This is a genomic window from Streptomyces sp. SM1, assembly GCF_002910825.1.
Lineage (GTDB): Bacteria > Actinomycetota > Actinomycetes > Streptomycetales > Streptomycetaceae > Streptomyces > Streptomyces okerensis.
Genome location: NZ_NEUB01000510.1, coordinates 1 through 15,008 on the forward strand (window position 1 = coordinate 1; position 15,008 = coordinate 15,008).

At 72.9% G+C, this 15,008-nt stretch carries 15 protein-coding genes; 11 read left to right on the forward strand and 4 right to left on the reverse strand.

Annotated elements, in window-relative coordinates:
- Positions 1 to 94: 94 nt before the first annotated feature.
- Positions 95 to 787, reverse strand: coding sequence for a methyltransferase domain-containing protein (locus B9S61_RS12495; RefSeq protein ID WP_103542314.1), 693 nt, complete (start codon positions 785 to 787; stop codon positions 95 to 97).
- Positions 788 to 860: 73 nt separating this feature from the next.
- Here B9S61_RS12495 and B9S61_RS12500 point away from each other — a divergent pair, with 73 nt between their 5' ends.
- The gene (locus B9S61_RS12500; RefSeq protein WP_103542315.1) at positions 861 to 1,313 is read left to right on the forward strand and encodes a flavodoxin family protein; all 453 of its coding nucleotides are present in this window, start codon (positions 861 to 863) and stop codon (positions 1,311 to 1,313) included.
- 66 nt (positions 1,314 to 1,379) lie between these two features.
- Here B9S61_RS12500 and B9S61_RS12505 read toward each other — a convergent pair whose 3' ends face one another.
- A complete protein-coding gene (locus B9S61_RS12505) occupies positions 1,380 to 2,519 on the reverse strand; it encodes a YihY/virulence factor BrkB family protein (protein WP_103542316.1) in 1,140 nt (379 codons plus the stop codon).
- 105 nt (positions 2,520 to 2,624) lie between these two features.
- Here B9S61_RS12505 and B9S61_RS12510 point away from each other — a divergent pair, with 105 nt between their 5' ends.
- From B9S61_RS12510 to B9S61_RS12525, 4 genes are all read left to right on the forward strand, one after another.
- Positions 2,625 to 3,257, forward strand: coding sequence for an N-acetyltransferase (locus B9S61_RS12510; protein WP_103542317.1), 633 nt, complete (start codon positions 2,625 to 2,627; stop codon positions 3,255 to 3,257).
- 252 nt (positions 3,258 to 3,509) lie between these two features.
- Positions 3,510 to 4,184: a lytic polysaccharide monooxygenase gene (locus B9S61_RS12515; protein WP_103542318.1), complete on the forward strand. Its 675-nt coding sequence runs from the start codon at positions 3,510 to 3,512 to the stop codon at positions 4,182 to 4,184.
- Between the two features lie 280 nt (positions 4,185 to 4,464).
- Positions 4,465 to 6,525 (forward strand): DUF1996 domain-containing protein, encoded by a 2,061-nt coding sequence (locus B9S61_RS12520; RefSeq protein ID WP_103542327.1) that lies wholly within the window; start codon positions 4,465 to 4,467, stop codon positions 6,523 to 6,525.
- Between the two features lie 194 nt (positions 6,526 to 6,719).
- Positions 6,720 to 6,911, forward strand: coding sequence for a hypothetical protein (locus B9S61_RS12525; RefSeq protein ID WP_103542319.1), 192 nt, complete (start codon positions 6,720 to 6,722; stop codon positions 6,909 to 6,911).
- A gap of 103 nt (positions 6,912 to 7,014) precedes the next feature.
- On the opposite strand, the gene B9S61_RS12530 is transcribed toward B9S61_RS12525, so the two are convergent.
- A complete protein-coding gene (locus B9S61_RS12530; protein WP_103542320.1) occupies positions 7,015 to 9,588 on the reverse strand; it encodes a SpoIIE family protein phosphatase in 2,574 nt (857 codons plus the stop codon).
- Between the two features lie 193 nt (positions 9,589 to 9,781).
- Between B9S61_RS12530 and B9S61_RS12535 the strand changes: the two genes are divergently transcribed.
- On the forward strand, positions 9,782 to 10,348 hold the full coding sequence (locus tag B9S61_RS12535; RefSeq protein WP_103542321.1) for a hypothetical protein: 567 nt from the start codon (positions 9,782 to 9,784) through the stop codon (positions 10,346 to 10,348).
- Positions 10,349 to 10,375: 27 nt separating this feature from the next.
- On the opposite strand, the gene B9S61_RS12540 is transcribed toward B9S61_RS12535, so the two are convergent.
- Positions 10,376 to 11,041: a GAF and ANTAR domain-containing protein gene (locus tag B9S61_RS12540; protein WP_103542328.1), complete on the reverse strand. Its 666-nt coding sequence runs from the start codon at positions 11,039 to 11,041 to the stop codon at positions 10,376 to 10,378.
- Positions 11,042 to 11,239: 198 nt separating this feature from the next.
- Between B9S61_RS12540 and B9S61_RS12545 the strand changes: the two genes are divergently transcribed.
- From B9S61_RS12545 to B9S61_RS12565, 5 genes are all read left to right on the forward strand, one after another.
- Positions 11,240 to 12,037 (forward strand): restriction endonuclease, encoded by a 798-nt coding sequence (locus tag B9S61_RS12545; RefSeq protein ID WP_103542322.1) that lies wholly within the window; start codon positions 11,240 to 11,242, stop codon positions 12,035 to 12,037.
- A gap of 35 nt (positions 12,038 to 12,072) precedes the next feature.
- Positions 12,073 to 12,339 carry a hypothetical protein gene (locus B9S61_RS12550; protein ID WP_103542323.1) on the forward strand — a complete coding sequence of 89 codons (267 nt, stop codon included), beginning with the start codon at positions 12,073 to 12,075 and terminating at the stop codon, positions 12,337 to 12,339.
- Between the two features lie 88 nt (positions 12,340 to 12,427).
- On the forward strand, positions 12,428 to 12,814 hold the full coding sequence (locus B9S61_RS12555) for an oxygenase MpaB family protein (RefSeq protein WP_103542324.1): 387 nt from the start codon (positions 12,428 to 12,430) through the stop codon (positions 12,812 to 12,814).
- 234 nt (positions 12,815 to 13,048) lie between these two features.
- Positions 13,049 to 13,555 carry an SRPBCC family protein gene (locus B9S61_RS12560; RefSeq protein WP_103542325.1) on the forward strand — a complete coding sequence of 169 codons (507 nt, stop codon included), beginning with the start codon at positions 13,049 to 13,051 and terminating at the stop codon, positions 13,553 to 13,555.
- The coding region (locus tag B9S61_RS12565; RefSeq protein WP_103542326.1) for an NAD(P)/FAD-dependent oxidoreductase at positions 13,548 to 15,008 on the forward strand (1,461 nt) is incomplete at its 3' end. The genes B9S61_RS12560 and B9S61_RS12565, both read left to right, overlap by 8 nt.

Consider the following 15,008-nt stretch of genomic DNA (forward strand, 5'->3'; position numbering starts at 1 on the left):
AAGCCGGTGGCGGCCGGGTGAGGCCGGAGCTTCCGCGGGCCGGACCGGTCGGCCGGGGGGTCCACCCTGCCCGGCCGGCAGGCACCTGACCGGGTCAGCCCGCGGTTTCCGGGTCCTCGCGGCGGCAGTGCAGGAAGAGGTGCGGCTCGGGGCGGGCGTCCGGATGGGTCGGGGTGAACATCACGCTCTCCCGCGACCGCACCGTCAGCCCCGCCTCGCGCACGAGGGCGATGACGTCCTCCGCCGCGAAACGGGTGACCCGTACGGGCTGTCCCATGAACACCCCGTCGAACTCCTCGACGTCCAGCGGCACGGTGGCCAGCGCGAGCAGGCCGCCGCCCGGCCGCAGCGCCCGCGCCAGCCGGCGCACGAGTACGGACTGCTCCGCCCGGGGCATCTGCAGCAGCGCGAAGTACACACAGACGGCGTCGAAGGTCCCGTCCTCGAGAGGCATCCGCCGGATGTCCTCGCAACGGAACTCCGCCTCGGGCACCTGCCGTGAGGCGAGCTCCACCATCACCGGCGACACGTCGACGCCCAGCACCCGGTGCCCGGCCCGGGCGAGCGCGGCGGCCGTGGGCCGGCCTGTGCCGCTGCCCACGTCCAGCACCCTGCTGCCGGGCGGCAGCCGTTCGAGCAGCCAGTCCAGGGATGCCCGGTGGGCCGCCGAGGAGCCGAACGCCTGCTCGTACTCGCTGCCCAGTGCGTCGAACACCGCCGCCGCCGGTGACTCGTGCTCCTCGTCGACCAAGACACACCCCCGTCTCCGTGTACCGATGCGGGGCATCGTGCCACCCCCGTCCGCCCGGTACAACGGCCCCGGCTTGCGGGCGCGGCGGCCCGCACGGCAGGGTCGGGGTGTGCCGACTCTGCTGATCGTCCACCACACGCCCTCGCCCAACTGCCAGGCGATGCTCGAAGCCGTACTGGCCGGTGCCGGCGCCCCGGAGATCGAGGGCGTGCGGGTGGTGAGGCGGGCGGCACTGTCCGCCACCGCCACCGACGTGCTCGACGCCGACGGCTACCTCCTCGGCACCCCGGCCAACCTCGGCTACCTGTCGGGCGCGCTGAAGCACTTCTTCGACCAGGTCTACTACCCGTGCCTGGACGCCACCAGGGGCCGCCCCTTCGGCTACTACGTGCACGGCGGCAGCGATGTCACCGGCGCGCTGCGGGCCATGGAGACGATCACGACGGGCCTGGGCTGGCGGCGTGCCGCGGAGCCCGTGACGGTCACCGGCGAGCCCGACAGGGCCGCCGTCGAGCGCTGCCGGGAACTGGGCGCCACGCTCGCCGCGGGCCTGATGGACTGAGACGCCCGGCCCGTCCGCCGGTGCCGCCCCTCCGCCACCAGCGGCCCGCCCCCTCGGCCGGCGCCGTCAGGTCTCGTCCATCCGCTGTCGGTCCTGCTCGTCCCAGGCGCGTGTGTCGCGCGGCTGCGTGTACGGCTCCGCCTCCGGCGGATGGCCCCCGGCGATGGCCCGCTGCCGGGCGATCTCCGCGTCGAACTCGAGTCCCAGCAGAATCGCCAGGTTGGTGATCCACAGCCAGATCAGGAACACGATGACACCGGCCATCGTGCCGTACGTCTTGTTGTACGAGCCGAAGTTGGCCACGTAGAGGGCGAACCCGGCGGAGGCGAGCAACCAGATCGCCAGCGCCAGGAAACTGCCCGGTGTGATCCACCGGAACCCCCTGACCTTGGCGTTCGGCGCCGCCCAGTACAGCAGCGCGATCATGATGATGACGAGGACGACCAGCACCGGCCACTTGGCGATCGACCACACGGTCAGCGCGGTGTCGCCCAGACCGAGCAGATCGCCCGCCTGACGGGCCAGCCCGCCGGTGAACACCACGATCAGCGCGCTGATCACGGCCATCACCATCAGCGCGACCGTCACCCCGAGCCGCACCGGCAGCACCTTCCAGACCGGACGCCCCTCGGGCATGTCGTAGACGGCGTTCGACGCGCGCATGAACGCCGCCACGTAGCCCGACGCCGACCAGATGGCCAGCACCAGACCGGCGATCGCCACGATCGAGCCGATGCCCGCGTTGCCCTGCAGCTGTTCCACCGCCCGGGTGATGATGTCGCGGGCGGCGCCGGGGGCGGTGAGTTCCTGGAGGTTCTCCAGCACCTTGTCCGTGGTCGACTTGCCGGTGAGGCCCAGGATCGACACCAGGGCCAGCAGCGCCGGGAACAGCGCCAGTACGCCGTAGTAGGTCAGCGCCGCGGCCCGGTCGGTGAGCTCGTCGTCCTTGAACTCGCGCAGACTGCCCTTCAGCGCGGCAGGCCACGCCCCTTTCGGCAGCTTGGCCAGTGAGTCCGGCGCCGCCCGTTCCACCTCGTCGGCCGGTCCGGGCCCCTCCTCCTCGCGGCGGGTCTCCGCGCGCCGGGGCTCCTGGCCCGGGCGGGGCTCGTCCGGTGCCGCGCGCGCTCCGTCGTCCGCACGGTGCCCGTCCGTCGCGTTCTCGTCGTGGGCCTGTCCGCCGTTGCGCCCCGGAATATGCAACTTCATGGCCGCCGGGTAACCAGCGATCGGCACATCACGCCCTCACCGTGCAGGACGGTCCGGCCGGAAAAGGACTTGTGGGAGCGCTCCCATGCGTGCAGGATGCCCAGCATGACCGAGTCCCCGAGAGTCCGCCCGTACCGGCGCGAGGACCGGCCCGCCCTCGACGACATCTGCGTCCGCACCGCGCACGTCGGCCAGGACAGCCGCCCCCACTTCGCCGATCCCGATGTCTTCCCCGCCACCTTCGCGGCCCCCTACGTCCATCTGGAACCCGAACTGGCCTTCGTGCTGGACGACGGACGGGGCCGGGCCGTCGGCTACGTCGTCGGCGCCGCCGACACGGCCCGCTTCGCCAGGACCTTCCGGGCCGCGTGGCTCCCGCTCGTCGCCGACCGCCACCCCGAGCCGTCCGGACCGCCGCGGACGCCGGACGAGGAGATCGCCTGGCTGCTGCACCACCCCGAGCGGATGGTCGTCCCCGAACTGGCCGACTGGCCGGCCCATCTGCACATCGATCTGCTCCCCGAGTGGCAGGGCCGTGGACATGGCCGGCGGCTGATGCGGACCTTCCTCACCGCCCTGCGGGACGGGGGAGTGCCGTCCGTCCACCTGGTGATGGTGACGGCCAACAAGCCCGCCCGCGCCTTCTACGACCGCATGGGCTTCGAGGAGATCGCCACGCCGATGGACGACTCGGTCGTCTGCCTCGGCCGGACGACGGGCGACCTCGACCGGCTCTGACGGCCCGCGCCTCCACCGCTCCCTCGGCGAAGCGCCTCGTGCGCACCATACGCCTCAGGGGCCTCGGACGCTTCGTACGTGCCGCGCCCCGTCGAACGCATCGAACGCGCCACGGCCCGCCGGGAAGTGGCGCGAATGCGCGTTGCCGCTCCGCTGCATCAGGCGCAGCCTGTGCATTGGGAGCGCTCCCATGGACGTGACGGGGGCGCACGCCCGCATCCCCACGACCCCCGCAGCGGAAAGAAGGAACTCATGGTTTGGCATGCGCATGACTTATTACCGGTCCGGTCCCGTCTCTCGCTCGTCCTGACCGTCGTGGTCGCCGCGCTGCTCAGTCTGATCCCCTGGAGCGGTACCGCCGTCGCCCACGGCTCCGTGGTCGACCCCGCGTCCCGCAACTACGGCTGCTGGCAGCGCTGGGGGAGCGACTTCCAGAATCCGGCGATGGCCCAGGAAGACCCCATGTGCTGGCAGGCGTGGCAGGACAACCCCAACGCCATGTGGAACTGGAACGGCCTCTACCGCAACGGCTCCGGCGGTAACTTCGAGGCCGTCGTCCCCGACGGCCAGCTGTGCAGCGGCGGGCGCACCGAGAGCGGGCGCTACAACTCCCTGGACACGGTGGGCGCCTGGAAGACGACGGACGTGAACGACAACTTCACGGTCCAGCTGTACGACCAGGCCAGCCACGGCGCGGACTACTTCCGCGTCTATGTCACCCGGCAGGGCTTCGACCCCGCCACGCAGTCCATGGGCTGGGGCGATCTGCAGCTGGTGGCCACCACGGGTTCGTACGGACCCAGCCAGAACTACTCGATCCCGGTGAGCACGTCCGGCCTCAGCGGCCGCCACGTCGTCTACACGATCTGGCAGGCCTCGCACATGGACCAGACGTACTTCCTGTGCAGTGACGTGAACTTCGGCTGAGCCACGGCCACGTCACCACTCACGCAGTCGAGTCCCTGTCGGACACGCCTCGTCCGGCGGGGACTCGGGGTTCCCGGGGCCGGCGCTGCCCGGGATTCCGCGAGGAAAACATGAAGCCTTTGAACGCCCGGTGGCCCGTCTGCGTATGGGGCGTGGGAATCCCATGCCGACCCCCCCGCGACAGATGCGTAGGAGTACTACCGTGGCACGCAACACACGCAGACGCCCCAAACAGCGCGCGACACTCGCCGCCTTCGCCCTGATCCTGGGCGGAGGCGGGATGATGGCGGCCAACGTCTACGCTTCCGCGACGGAAGAGGGCGGGCCGGGCGACGCGCAGGTCCTCTCGGGCGCCACGATCGACTGCCCGGACGTGGCCACGGCCGACCAACTGGCGTCGGTGCCCGAACAGGCGCGGCCGGAGGTGGACAAGGAACTCGCCGCCCTGGACGTGCAGATCGCCGAGGCCTACAAGCGGCTCGGGGAATCCGCCGACGCCCTGAAGCAGGACCCGGGCTTCGCGGAGAACGCGATCGCCGGGCCGCTGGAGGAGAAGCGCTCCGCGACCCTCGCCCGTATCGCGACCGCGATCGACCGGGTGGGCGACCGGCCCGAGGGACTCGAGGAACTCGCCGGCTGCGCCGTGCGCGAGTCCGGTAACGCCACGCAGCCCGGCGCCGGGCAGGAAGGCGACGGCGACGGAGGCGAACAGGCGGGCGACGGAGGCGACGGCCAGGACCAGCAGGACCCGGGTCAGCAGGATCCGGGCCGGCAGAACCCGGGCCAGGGTGACCAGGACCAGGGCGGGAACGGCGGCCAGGCCGGCAACGGGCCGGTGGCCGGCGACTACGTCGACATCGAGAGCGTCCAGCCCAACGTCTCCGCGCCGAAGCTGACCGGCAACGCCTCCCGCGGCATCTTCACCAGCGAATGCGGCGTCAACGAGAACGGGCTGTTCAACTCGGACAACGTGATCGCCGCCCCGGGTGTCGGCAACGGTGCCCACCACTTCCACGACTACATCGGCAACCAGGCCACCAACGCCTTCTCCAGCGACGACGACCTGGCGCAGGCCGACACCAGCTGCGCGGACCAGGGCGACAAGTCGTCGTACTACTGGCCGGTGCTGCGCCTGCAGAACGGGGTCGAGGAGCAGGACGCCAACGCCCCGGGCGGCGGCATCGAGGGCAACGCCGGTGAGATCGTCACGCCCAAGGAGGTCACGCTCACCTTCGTGGGCAACCCGCAGGGCGACGTCACCGCCATGCCGCGGCTGCTGCGCATCATCACCGGCGACGCCAAGTCGTTCGTCAACGGCCCCGGCAACGCCAACGCGTCCTGGAGCTGCACCGGTTTCGAGGACCGCCAGCTGACGGACAAGTACCCGCTGTGCCCGCAGGGCAGTGACGTGGTGCGCACGTTCGACTTCCAGAACTGCTGGGACGGCCGCAACATCGACAGCGCCAACCACCGTACGCACATGGCGTTCGCGGACGCCGCGGGCGCCTGCCCGTCCGGCTTCAAGCCCGTGCCGCAGCTGGTGCAGCGCATCGTCTACGACGTCGACGCGCCGAGCCTGGACGACGGCGGCAGGACCACGCCCCTGTTCGCGGTGGACTCCTTCCCGGAGCAGCTGCACAAGCCGATCACGGACCACGGCGACTTCATCAACGTCTTCGACGAGGCGCTGATGAACGAGGTGGTCGACTGCATCAACGAGGGCCGCACCTGCGGTCGCGGCGCCGGTGGTGACGGAGGCAACGGCGACGGCGGCAACAACGACGGCGGCGATCAGGGCGAGGAGCCCCAGCAGCCGGAGGAGCCCACGGCCACTCCCGACGACCCCGGTCAGGGTGACGACGGCAACCAGGGCGACGACGCCGGCCAGGACAACGGCGGCGACAAGCCCGGTGACGGCGGCAACCAGGACAACGGCGGCGACCAGGACAACGGCGGCAACCAGGACAACGGCGGCGACCAGGACAACGGCGGTCAGGAGCAGCCCTCGCAGAACCCGTCCGAGCCGGCGACCGAGGAGCCCGCGGACGACGCCACCGCACAGCCCGGAGTCAAGGCCTCGCTCCCGGCCCAGGACGGCGACGCCGGAAACCAGGACGGTGACGAGGGCGACAAGGGCGGCAACGACGACGCGGGCCAGGCGGCCCAGGCCGCCCAGGTGCCCGGCAGTCTCCCGGAGCTCGGGACCGAGGACCGTACCGGGGCACAGGCGCAGGGCGGCAGCCTGGCCGAGACCGGGGCGCAGCTCTGGCCGGCCGCGCTCGGCGGAGTGCTGGTGATCTTCGGCTTCTTCGTCCTGCGGAGCGTGCGGCGCAACGCCTGATCCCTCCGCGGCACACGCACGGCGGCAGGACCCCTCGCGGGTCCTGCCGCCTCGTGCTGCTCCCCGGCCCCCCGTCACGGGCCGGGGCCGGCGTGCGGGACGCGCAACGCCCCGGCGGCCGCCGGTGTGTGAGACTGCATGCAGGGCCGCGGTGTTGTCCGACGGGGCGCACCGGACGGCCGAGGGAGGTCGCGGTGGAGCAGGAGACGGTACGCACACGCGCGGACGCGGACGGGGCGGAGGCCACCGCGCGACACGCCCGCTTCGGACGCCTCCCGGAGCCGGTCCGGATCGAAGACATGGTGGAGGAACGGCCGGCCACGTCCCCGGACCCGGCACGACACGCCTACAACCCGGACGAATGGCTGGTGCGCTACTGCCTGTGACGCGGCCCGCGGGCGGCGCTCCCGGTCGTGAGGCTTCCGTCGCGAACCCATCACCGTTTGTGAGGCCCTCGGTGCGCCGTACTCACCGGCGCCCCGTCCGCTCTCAGCGGCCGTTCTCCCGGTCGTACGCCGTCAGCAGCAGCGCCACGTCGTCCGGGCGGTCCTCGGTCCGCCGGGCGGTCCGCACGAGCTGGTCGGCGAGTTCCTCCACGGAGTCCGTGTGGCTGCGGGCGAGCAGGAGACGGACCTCCTCGATACCGGTCCCGATGTCCCCGCCGGGCGTCTCCACGAGCCCGTCCGTGTACAGCGCGAGCACGCTCCCGGGGGCCAGGGTCAGCGCCGTGACCGGGTAGACGGCCTCCGGCTGCACGCCCAGCATGACACCGCCGGGCAGATCGAGGCTCTCGGTGCGTCCGTCGGGATGGCGCAGCAGGGGCGGTGGATGACCCGCCCGGACCGCCAGGGCGCGGCCCGTGGCCGGTTCGAGCTCGATGTAGCAGCAGGTGGCGAAGACGTCCGTCTCCAGCTCCGCCAGCAGCCGGTTGGTGCGGGTGATGACCTCCTGCGGCGGTCGCCCGCTGGACGCGAAGGCGTGCACGGCGCTGCGCAGCTGCCCCATGACGGCCGCGGCGCCGACACTGTGCCCCTCGACGTCCCCGATGACCAGGGCCACCCCGCGCCCCGTTCTGATCACGTCGTACCAGTCGCCGCCGATGGCCATGCCCTGGGTACCCGGCAGATAGCGGCCGGTGGTGCGCATCCGGTCGATGACGGGCAACCGGTGCGGCAGCAGTCCCTCCTGCAGCCCGCGCGCCACGGCGGACTCCGAGTCGTAGAGCCGGGCCCGCTCCATCGCCTGCGCGGCCAGACCGCCGAGCGCGGTCAGCGCGCTGCGCTCCTCGGGAGCGAACCGGTGCCGTGCCTTCCAGCCGAGGATGCAGGAGCCGACCGGATGACCGGAGGCGATCAGCGGCAGGAACGCCCAGGCCCCCATCGTGTCCAGGGACAGCCCGGGATAGGCGCTGACCAGCGCGTCGGGCGACTCGAAGAACAGCGGGAGCCGGGTGGTCAGGGCGTGCACGCCGGGCAGGTTCGCGTCGAGCGGCACCCCCTCGAACGGGTCGAGGAAATGCTGCGGGTAGCCGGACTCCCACAACAGGTACATCCGCCCGTCACGGATCGTGTACAGGGCGATCTCCTGTGCGCCGAACCCGGGCAGCAGTTGTTCGGCCACGGCCCGGCACACGTCCCTGACGGTGACGGCCTCGGTCAGCACGCTGGCCATCTGCACCACGTGGTACAGGGCCCCCGCGCGGGCCGGGGCGACCAGCTCGGACGGCGTTCCGGTGCCCCCGCTGACCGGCGCCAGGGCCCGGCCCCGCTCCGCCCCGGCGGGGGCGTCGGTGCGGAAGACCCGGCCGGTCAGCCCGTGCACACGGGGATAGAGCACGAACCCCAGCCAGACACCGTCCGGGGCGTGCACCAGGTACGACACCGGCTCCTGCGTCAGCATCGCCGCCCGGTAGCGGTCCTCGTAGGCCGGATCGTCCAGCCAGGGGAGCACCTCCCAGGGGTGATGGCCGAGCAGGCGTTCGAGCCCGGAGCCCATCAGTTCCTGGCAGCGGCGATTGGCGTAGACGACCCGGCCGTCCTGGTCGAGGGAGAACAGCCCGTCGGGCAGCCGTTCCGCGGCCTCCGCCGCGTTCACTCCGCCGGCCGCGTCGACCAGGGCTCCCACCAGGATCCGGGCGGCGCCCTCCACCCGTACGACATGGCCCCACAGCTCCACCGGCCGGTACCGGTTCCGGCCGTCGTCGTCCGGCTCGTCCAGCACCCTGAAGTGGCGGGCCCTGACCTGTCCGGTGTCCCCCGCCTCCCGGCGGCTCGCCCGCAGTTCGTGCAGGTCCTCGGGGCTGACCCGATCCTCGACCTCCGCCATGGTGCCGCCGAACTCCGCACGGGTGACACCCAGCAGGGACAGCGCGTCGTCGTCCCCCGACCACCGGTCGCTGTCCAGGTCCCACTCGAGGATTCCGACCTCCACGGCTCGCGCCGGCGGAGTGGGCAGCCGTACGTTCACCGGCTGGTCGTCGTAGTCGATGCCGTAGGCCACGGCGTCCGCGCCCTCCCGGCCGGGCATCCGGCGGGCGAACTCGGTGAGACGCTCCTCCATGTCCGATCCGGCCGCGTGCAGAGCCGCCCGCACGCTCTGCTCGGCCGCCCGCTCCCGGGTGGCGGAACGCAGCACCGCCAGCACGCCCACCTTCTCGCCGCCGACCCGCACGGGATGGTAGGCGTGGGCGAACGAGTACGGCAGGGCGGCGGTGAACTGGGGGAAGCGCAGCATCGTCGCACGCTCGTCCGGCAGCCAGAGGTCCTCGCCGCGCCGGTACGCCTCGCACGTCGGCAGCGCGCCGCCCACGGGGATCCGCCACCACGGACTCAGCAGCGACCGCGGCACGCCGGACACCACACAGAGCACCAGCGAACGCCGGTCGCGCGAGCGCAGATACACCAGGCCGCCGTATCCGCCGGTGTCCCGGACCGCCGCGACCACCGGACCGGCGAGCACGTCCTCGATGCGGTACTCCGGGTGCGCGGTCCCGATCTCCTCCGCGTCCCGGCCGTACCCGCCTGCCGGCCGTTCCCCGTGCGGTACGGCGGCTGCATCATCCATGTCGCGCCCTCCCGGTGCGGACGCACGGGACATCCGTTCCGTTGCTACCCACCAGGATGTGTCATGCCCGGCCGTCCGGCGACCGGCCGTCCGGCGACCGGCCGTCCGGCAACCGTCCGGCGCCCGACCGCAACCTTCGGGGCATCCCGGTCGTCTCACCCTATATCAGCAGGATGCGAGCCCAGGGGGCAAAATGCTTCAAATGAGAACAATTTGTGCGACGTTCGCGCTCGCGGGCGCGATGCTGGCGACGGCGGCGGTCCCGGCCGCGGCCGCCCGGGCCACGGCCTGCCCCACCGGCTGGGGCAGCGTCGCCAAGTCCGACACCGACAGCACCGTCACGCCGGTACGCGACATCAGGACCGGCCGGCACGACTGCTTCGACCGGATGGTCGTCGACCTGCCCGGCGCCACGGCCGACGGCCTCGGGTACTCCGTCCGCTACGTCGACCGTCTGTACCAGGACGGATCGGGCCGGCACCTTCCCGTCGCCGGCGGCGCCGTCCTCGAGGTGCGGGTGGCCGCGCCGTCGTACACGCCCGAGACCGGCGAGGCCACCTACCCCGCGCGGGCCGGACGCCCCCTGCCCGGTGTGGACCTCACCGGGTACCGCACCTTCAGGGACACCAGGTTCGCCGGCAGCTTCGAGGGCGAGACGCAGGTCGGCCTCGGTGTGCGCGCCCGGCTCCCCTTCCGCGTCCTCGAACTCCCCGGCCGTCTCGTCATCGACGTCGCCCACACCTGGACGGGAAGCAGCTGACCCGCCCACGCACAGGCCGGCCCGCGCTCACTTGTCCGCGGTACCGGTCTCGCAGACCCGGCGCGCCACCTCACGCAGCTTGGTGTTGGTGCGCTGGGACTGCGTGCGCAGGATGTCGAAGGCATGGTCCTCCGTGATGCGATGCCGCCCCATCAGGATGCCCATCGCCTCGCCGATCAGATGCCGGGTGGAGATGGCCTCCTGCAACTGCGCGTCGGTCAGGGCGGTGGAGAAGGCGACCGCCGCGTGGGAGGCCAGCAGCCAGCCCGCCGTCTCGCTGTCCTCCGTGAACATCCCCGGCTTGCGGGAGTACATGTTGAGCGCCCCCAGCTCCTCCTCCCGCGTGTACAGCAGGAACCCCATCATGCTGCCCACCCCGAGCTCCCGGCAGCGGGGCACGAACAGCGGCCAGCGCTGCGGTTCCCTGGTGAAGTCGGTGATGCGGAAGACCCGCTCGGACCGGTCCGGCCGGGCCGCGTCGAAGCACGGGCCTTCCCCCAGCCGCCCCTGGAGGTGGTCGCTGTCGGTGACGAGCTGTTCGCTGGGGGCCAGTGAGCTCACCCGGCCGTTCTGCAGGACGAGGATCCCCGCGGCGTCGCAGCCGTCGACGAGCTCCACCGCGGAGCGCGTGATCTGCTCCAGGGTCGAGTCGAGGGTGTGCTCGGCCAGAAGATCACGGGCCATCGAAGCCATCTGCTGCGCGAATCCCTGCCAGTCCACCCGTCCGCCTCTCTTGTTGCCGCGATCGCGGCACACACCGCCTCTACCCCGCCCGCATATGCGGCACGCCGGTGAAACGGACCGATCACGGGCAGACGGCTGACGTGATCTTCGGCGGCCCGCACACTCCGGGGCCCGCCGTGCCGTCTGCCAGAGAAGGGAACCACCACGGTGACCATGCCCCAGCGCCGTACGCGTCCGTTGCCCCGCGGTCGGCGTTTCGACCTGCGCGCGACCGCCATGTTCTTCGGTCTCCTCGCCATCGCACTGGTCGCGGGCGGCTTCGCGGTGCGCGCGCTGGCCGGGGTCGTGGAGCGGCGCCCGGTGTGGGCCGCGATCCTGCTCTGCGTGGCCGTCGCGGCCGTGCTGGGCCATCGGCGCAGGCGACGGCTGTCCGCCGCGCGGATCGCCCGCCGGACGGGCCTGGCGCTGCACCGGGGGACGACGACGGCACTCGACGCCCTGGAGGCACCGGCACCGGCACCCGCGTTCGCTCCGGCCGTGCCCGCGCCCCCCGCCGACGACCCGCGGCCCGGGTACGACGACTTCGACGCCCTGAGCCCCGAGGAGTTCGAGGAGGCGACCGCGGCGCTGTGCGAGCGCGACGGCTGCACCCAGGTGGAGGTGGTCGGCGGCGCCGGCGACCTCGGGGCCGATGTGGTGGCACTGTCCCCGGACGGCCGCCGCATCGTCATCCAGTGCAAGCGCTACGGCGACGACAACAAGGTCGGCTCCCAGGACCTCCAGCGCTTCGGCGGCACCTGCTTCACCGTGCACGGGGCGGACCTGGCCCTCGTCGTCACCACCAGCGAGTTCACGGCGCCGGCCGAGGAGTACGCCGCGCAGTGCGGCATAGTCTGCGTCCCGCGCGACGCCCTGCTCGCCTGGAGCGACGGCCGGGAGCCGGCCCCGTGGGAGACGGACACCGCCGGCCCGGAGACACCCGGCCCGCGGGTCTGCGCACCGTAGGGCCGATTGTCAGTGGCGGATGCCACCCTGCCGGTATGGACGAGCTGGAGTTCATGCGCGGCCGGGTCTACGGGGCGGACCACGACGACCCGGGCCCGCGCGCGGGGCGGACGTACGTGGAGCTGGCCGGCGGGCCGCTGGACGGGCTGCTGCTGGATGTCACCGGCCGCAGCGAGAGGGAACTGGGGGACGGCGTCCGCCTGCCCACCGAGATAGGCCGCTACGGCACGGGCGGACGCTCGGTCTACCTGCCCCGGGGCTCCGGCGGCCGGGTGTACGACTGGTGGGGCGATGTCCCCTGAGCGGGTGTGCACTCCGAGCGGATCGGGGCAGAGGTAGGACATGGGGCGTCCGCGGCGTCGTGGGCGCGAACAGGGCGGAACGAGCGCGATGGGACTGCTGACGGAAGGCGGCGCGGCGGTACGCGACCGGATCGGTCACGCGATCTTCTCCAGGGTCGCCGGACCGGACGGCCCGGACAACCGCGCGCGCATCCACGACACCCCCGGGCCGCGCTGGTTCGGCCCCGAGCGGCCGGTCAGAAGGGTGCACGGGGACGCCTCGATGTTCATCGGCGGCCTGTCGGCCCTGCTGCTCCAGTCGCTCCACCCCCTCGCCATGGCCGCCAACGCCGTGTCCCTCCTGCCGGAGTGGGCCTCCCGGGCCCTGCGGCTGCCCCGCGTGCCCCCGGCGGAGAGCGTGTGCGTCCGTCCGCTCGGCACCGCCGTCACCGCGGGGATCCGGTGGGCCCTGGCACCGGCCCGTCGGACCGGCTGACTCGGCCGGGCGTTCTTTCGCAGCGCCGGTGCCGCCGTGCGCGGCCCGGCCATGTCGTTGCCTCGCCCGGCTCCGGGGCCGTGCACGTCCGTCCGCCCGGCACCGCGTCACCGCCGCGGTCCGGTCCGTGGCGCCGGCCGACCGGGCGGGTTCTTCCGCGGGTCCGCCGGTTGAGACCGGTCGCACGGGGCACTCAGTGCTGGCTGGTACCGGTCAGGGACACGGGAGGTCGAAGTGGCGGTTCGTCATCGTCTGGTCAAAGCGAGCCCGCGGTCCGTGTGGGCCGTGCTCGAGGACGGCACGCGCTACGCCGACTGGGTCGTGGGAACGTCGTCGTCCGAGCCGGTGCGCGGGCACTGGCCGCAGCTCGGTTCCGCGATCGCCTACGAGATCCGCCTCGGGCCGGTCAGCCTGTGCAACGAGACCGTCGTCCGGCGCTGCGTACCCGGCGAGGTGCTGGAACTCGAGGCCAAGGCGGGGCCGCTGGGCACGGCGCGGATCGCCATCGAGGTGCACACCTGGGGGGACCACACCCTGGTGAAGGTGGACGAGCATCCGCTGCGCGGCGCGGGAGGCTGCATGCACAACGCAGCCGTGGAGGCACTCATCCAGATCCGCCACCGTGCCATGCTCGCCCGGCTGGCGGCCCTCTGCGAGACCGATGCCGAGGAGGAGGAGCGACGCCGCCCCATGGGCCAGGTCGTCGCACCGCACCCCGACGCGGGAGGCGCTCGTGCCTGACGCCGTGGTGATCGGGGCCGGACCCAACGGTCTGGTCGCCGCGAACCTGCTCGCCGACGCCGGCTGGAGCGTGGAGGTACTGGAGGAGCAGCCGGAGCCCGGCGGCGCCGTCCGCCACGACCGGGGCACCGACCCCGGCTTCGTCAGCGACCTCTGCAGCTCCTTCTATCCGCTCGCCGCCGCCTCCCCGGTCGTCTCCGGGCTGCACCTGGAACACCATGGGCTGCGCTGGAGCCATGCCCCGCACGTCGTCGCACACCCGCTCACCGACGGCCGGTGCGCCGTCCTCGACCGCCGGGTCGATGTCACCGCGGACTCGCTGGACTCCTTCGCGCCGGGCGACGGCGCGGCCTGGCGCCGGCTGCACGACGTGTGGGAGACCCTGCGGCCCGATCTCCTTGACGCCCTGTTCACTCCCTTCCCGCCCGTCCGTTCCGGGGCCCGGCTGGCCGTGCGGCTGCGCGGCACCGGAGGACTGCGCATGGCGCGCACCCTGGTGCTGCCGGTGCGCCGGATGGCGCAGGAGGAGTTCCGGGGCGACGGAGGCGGGCTGCTGCTGGCCGGCAACGCGCTCCACGCCGACCTTGCGCCGGAGGCCGCGGGCAGCGGCGGCTTCGGCTGGCTGATGTCGATGCTCGGACAGACGTACGGCTTCCCCGTGCCGGCCGGCGGTTCCGGAGCCCTCACCGAGGCACTGGTACGGCGTCTGGAGACGCGCGGCGGAGTGCTGCGCTGCGGGCAGCGCGTGGACCAGGTGGTCGTACGCGACGGCCGGGCCACCGGGGTGCGCACGGCCGGCGGCGAGACGGTCGCCGCGGACCGCGCCGTCCTCGCCGACGTGTCGGTGCCCGCCCTGTACGGCGAACTCGTCGCCCCCGAGCACCTGCCCGCCCAGCTCCTGTCCGACCTGCGGCGCTTCCAGTGGGACTTCGCCACCTTCAAGGTCGACTGGGCGCTCGACGGCCCGGTCCCCTGGAGCTGCGAGCAGGCCGCGGGCGCCGGCACCGTCCATCTCGCGGACGGGCTCGACGAGCTCACCCGCTTCGCCGCCCAGCTCGCCACCGGCAGCGTCCCGGACCGGCCCTTCTGCCTGTTCGGTCAGATGACGACCTCCGACGCCTCCCGCTCCCCCCGGGGCACCGAGTCCGCCTGGGCGTACACCCATGTGCCCCACGACATCGTGGGCGACGCGGGCGAGGAGTCCCTCACGGGCGCCTGGGACGCCAGGGAACAGGAGGTCATGGCCGACCGGGTCGAGCGCCAGGTGGAGCGTTTCGCGCCGGGCTTCCGCACCAGGATCCGGGCCCGGCGCATCCTGGCTCCGCCCACGCTCCAGTCCCTCGACCGGAACCTGCACGGCGGCGCCATCAACGGCGGGACCGCGGCCCTGCACCAGCAGCTGTTCTTCCGCCCGGCCCCCGGCACCGGGCGTCCCGAGACCCCCGTCAAGGGC

Bases quoted from the DNA above. Each gene is read 5' to 3' on its own strand.
- B9S61_RS12495 (WP_103542314.1), bottom strand. From the start codon at position 787: ATGCCCCGCATCGGTACACGGAGACGGGGGTGTGTCTTGGTCGACGAG.
- B9S61_RS12505 (WP_103542316.1), bottom strand. From the start codon at position 2,519: ATGAAGTTGCATATTCCGGGGCGCAACGGCGGACAGGCCCACGACGAG.
- B9S61_RS12510 (WP_103542317.1), top strand. From the start codon at position 2,625: ATGACCGAGTCCCCGAGAGTCCGCCCGTACCGGCGCGAGGACCGGCCC.
- B9S61_RS12515 (WP_103542318.1), top strand. From the start codon at position 3,510: ATGGTTTGGCATGCGCATGACTTATTACCGGTCCGGTCCCGTCTCTCG.
- B9S61_RS12520 (WP_103542327.1), top strand. From the start codon at position 4,465: ATGATGGCGGCCAACGTCTACGCTTCCGCGACGGAAGAGGGCGGGCCG.
- B9S61_RS12530 (WP_103542320.1), bottom strand. From the start codon at position 9,588: ATGGATGATGCAGCCGCCGTACCGCACGGGGAACGGCCGGCAGGCGGG.
- B9S61_RS12535 (WP_103542321.1), top strand. From the start codon at position 9,782: ATGCTTCAAATGAGAACAATTTGTGCGACGTTCGCGCTCGCGGGCGCG.
- B9S61_RS12540 (WP_103542328.1), bottom strand. From the start codon at position 11,041: ATGGCTTCGATGGCCCGTGATCTTCTGGCCGAGCACACCCTCGACTCG.
- B9S61_RS12550 (WP_103542323.1), top strand. From the start codon at position 12,073: ATGGACGAGCTGGAGTTCATGCGCGGCCGGGTCTACGGGGCGGACCAC.
- B9S61_RS12555 (WP_103542324.1), top strand. From the start codon at position 12,428: ATGGGACTGCTGACGGAAGGCGGCGCGGCGGTACGCGACCGGATCGGT.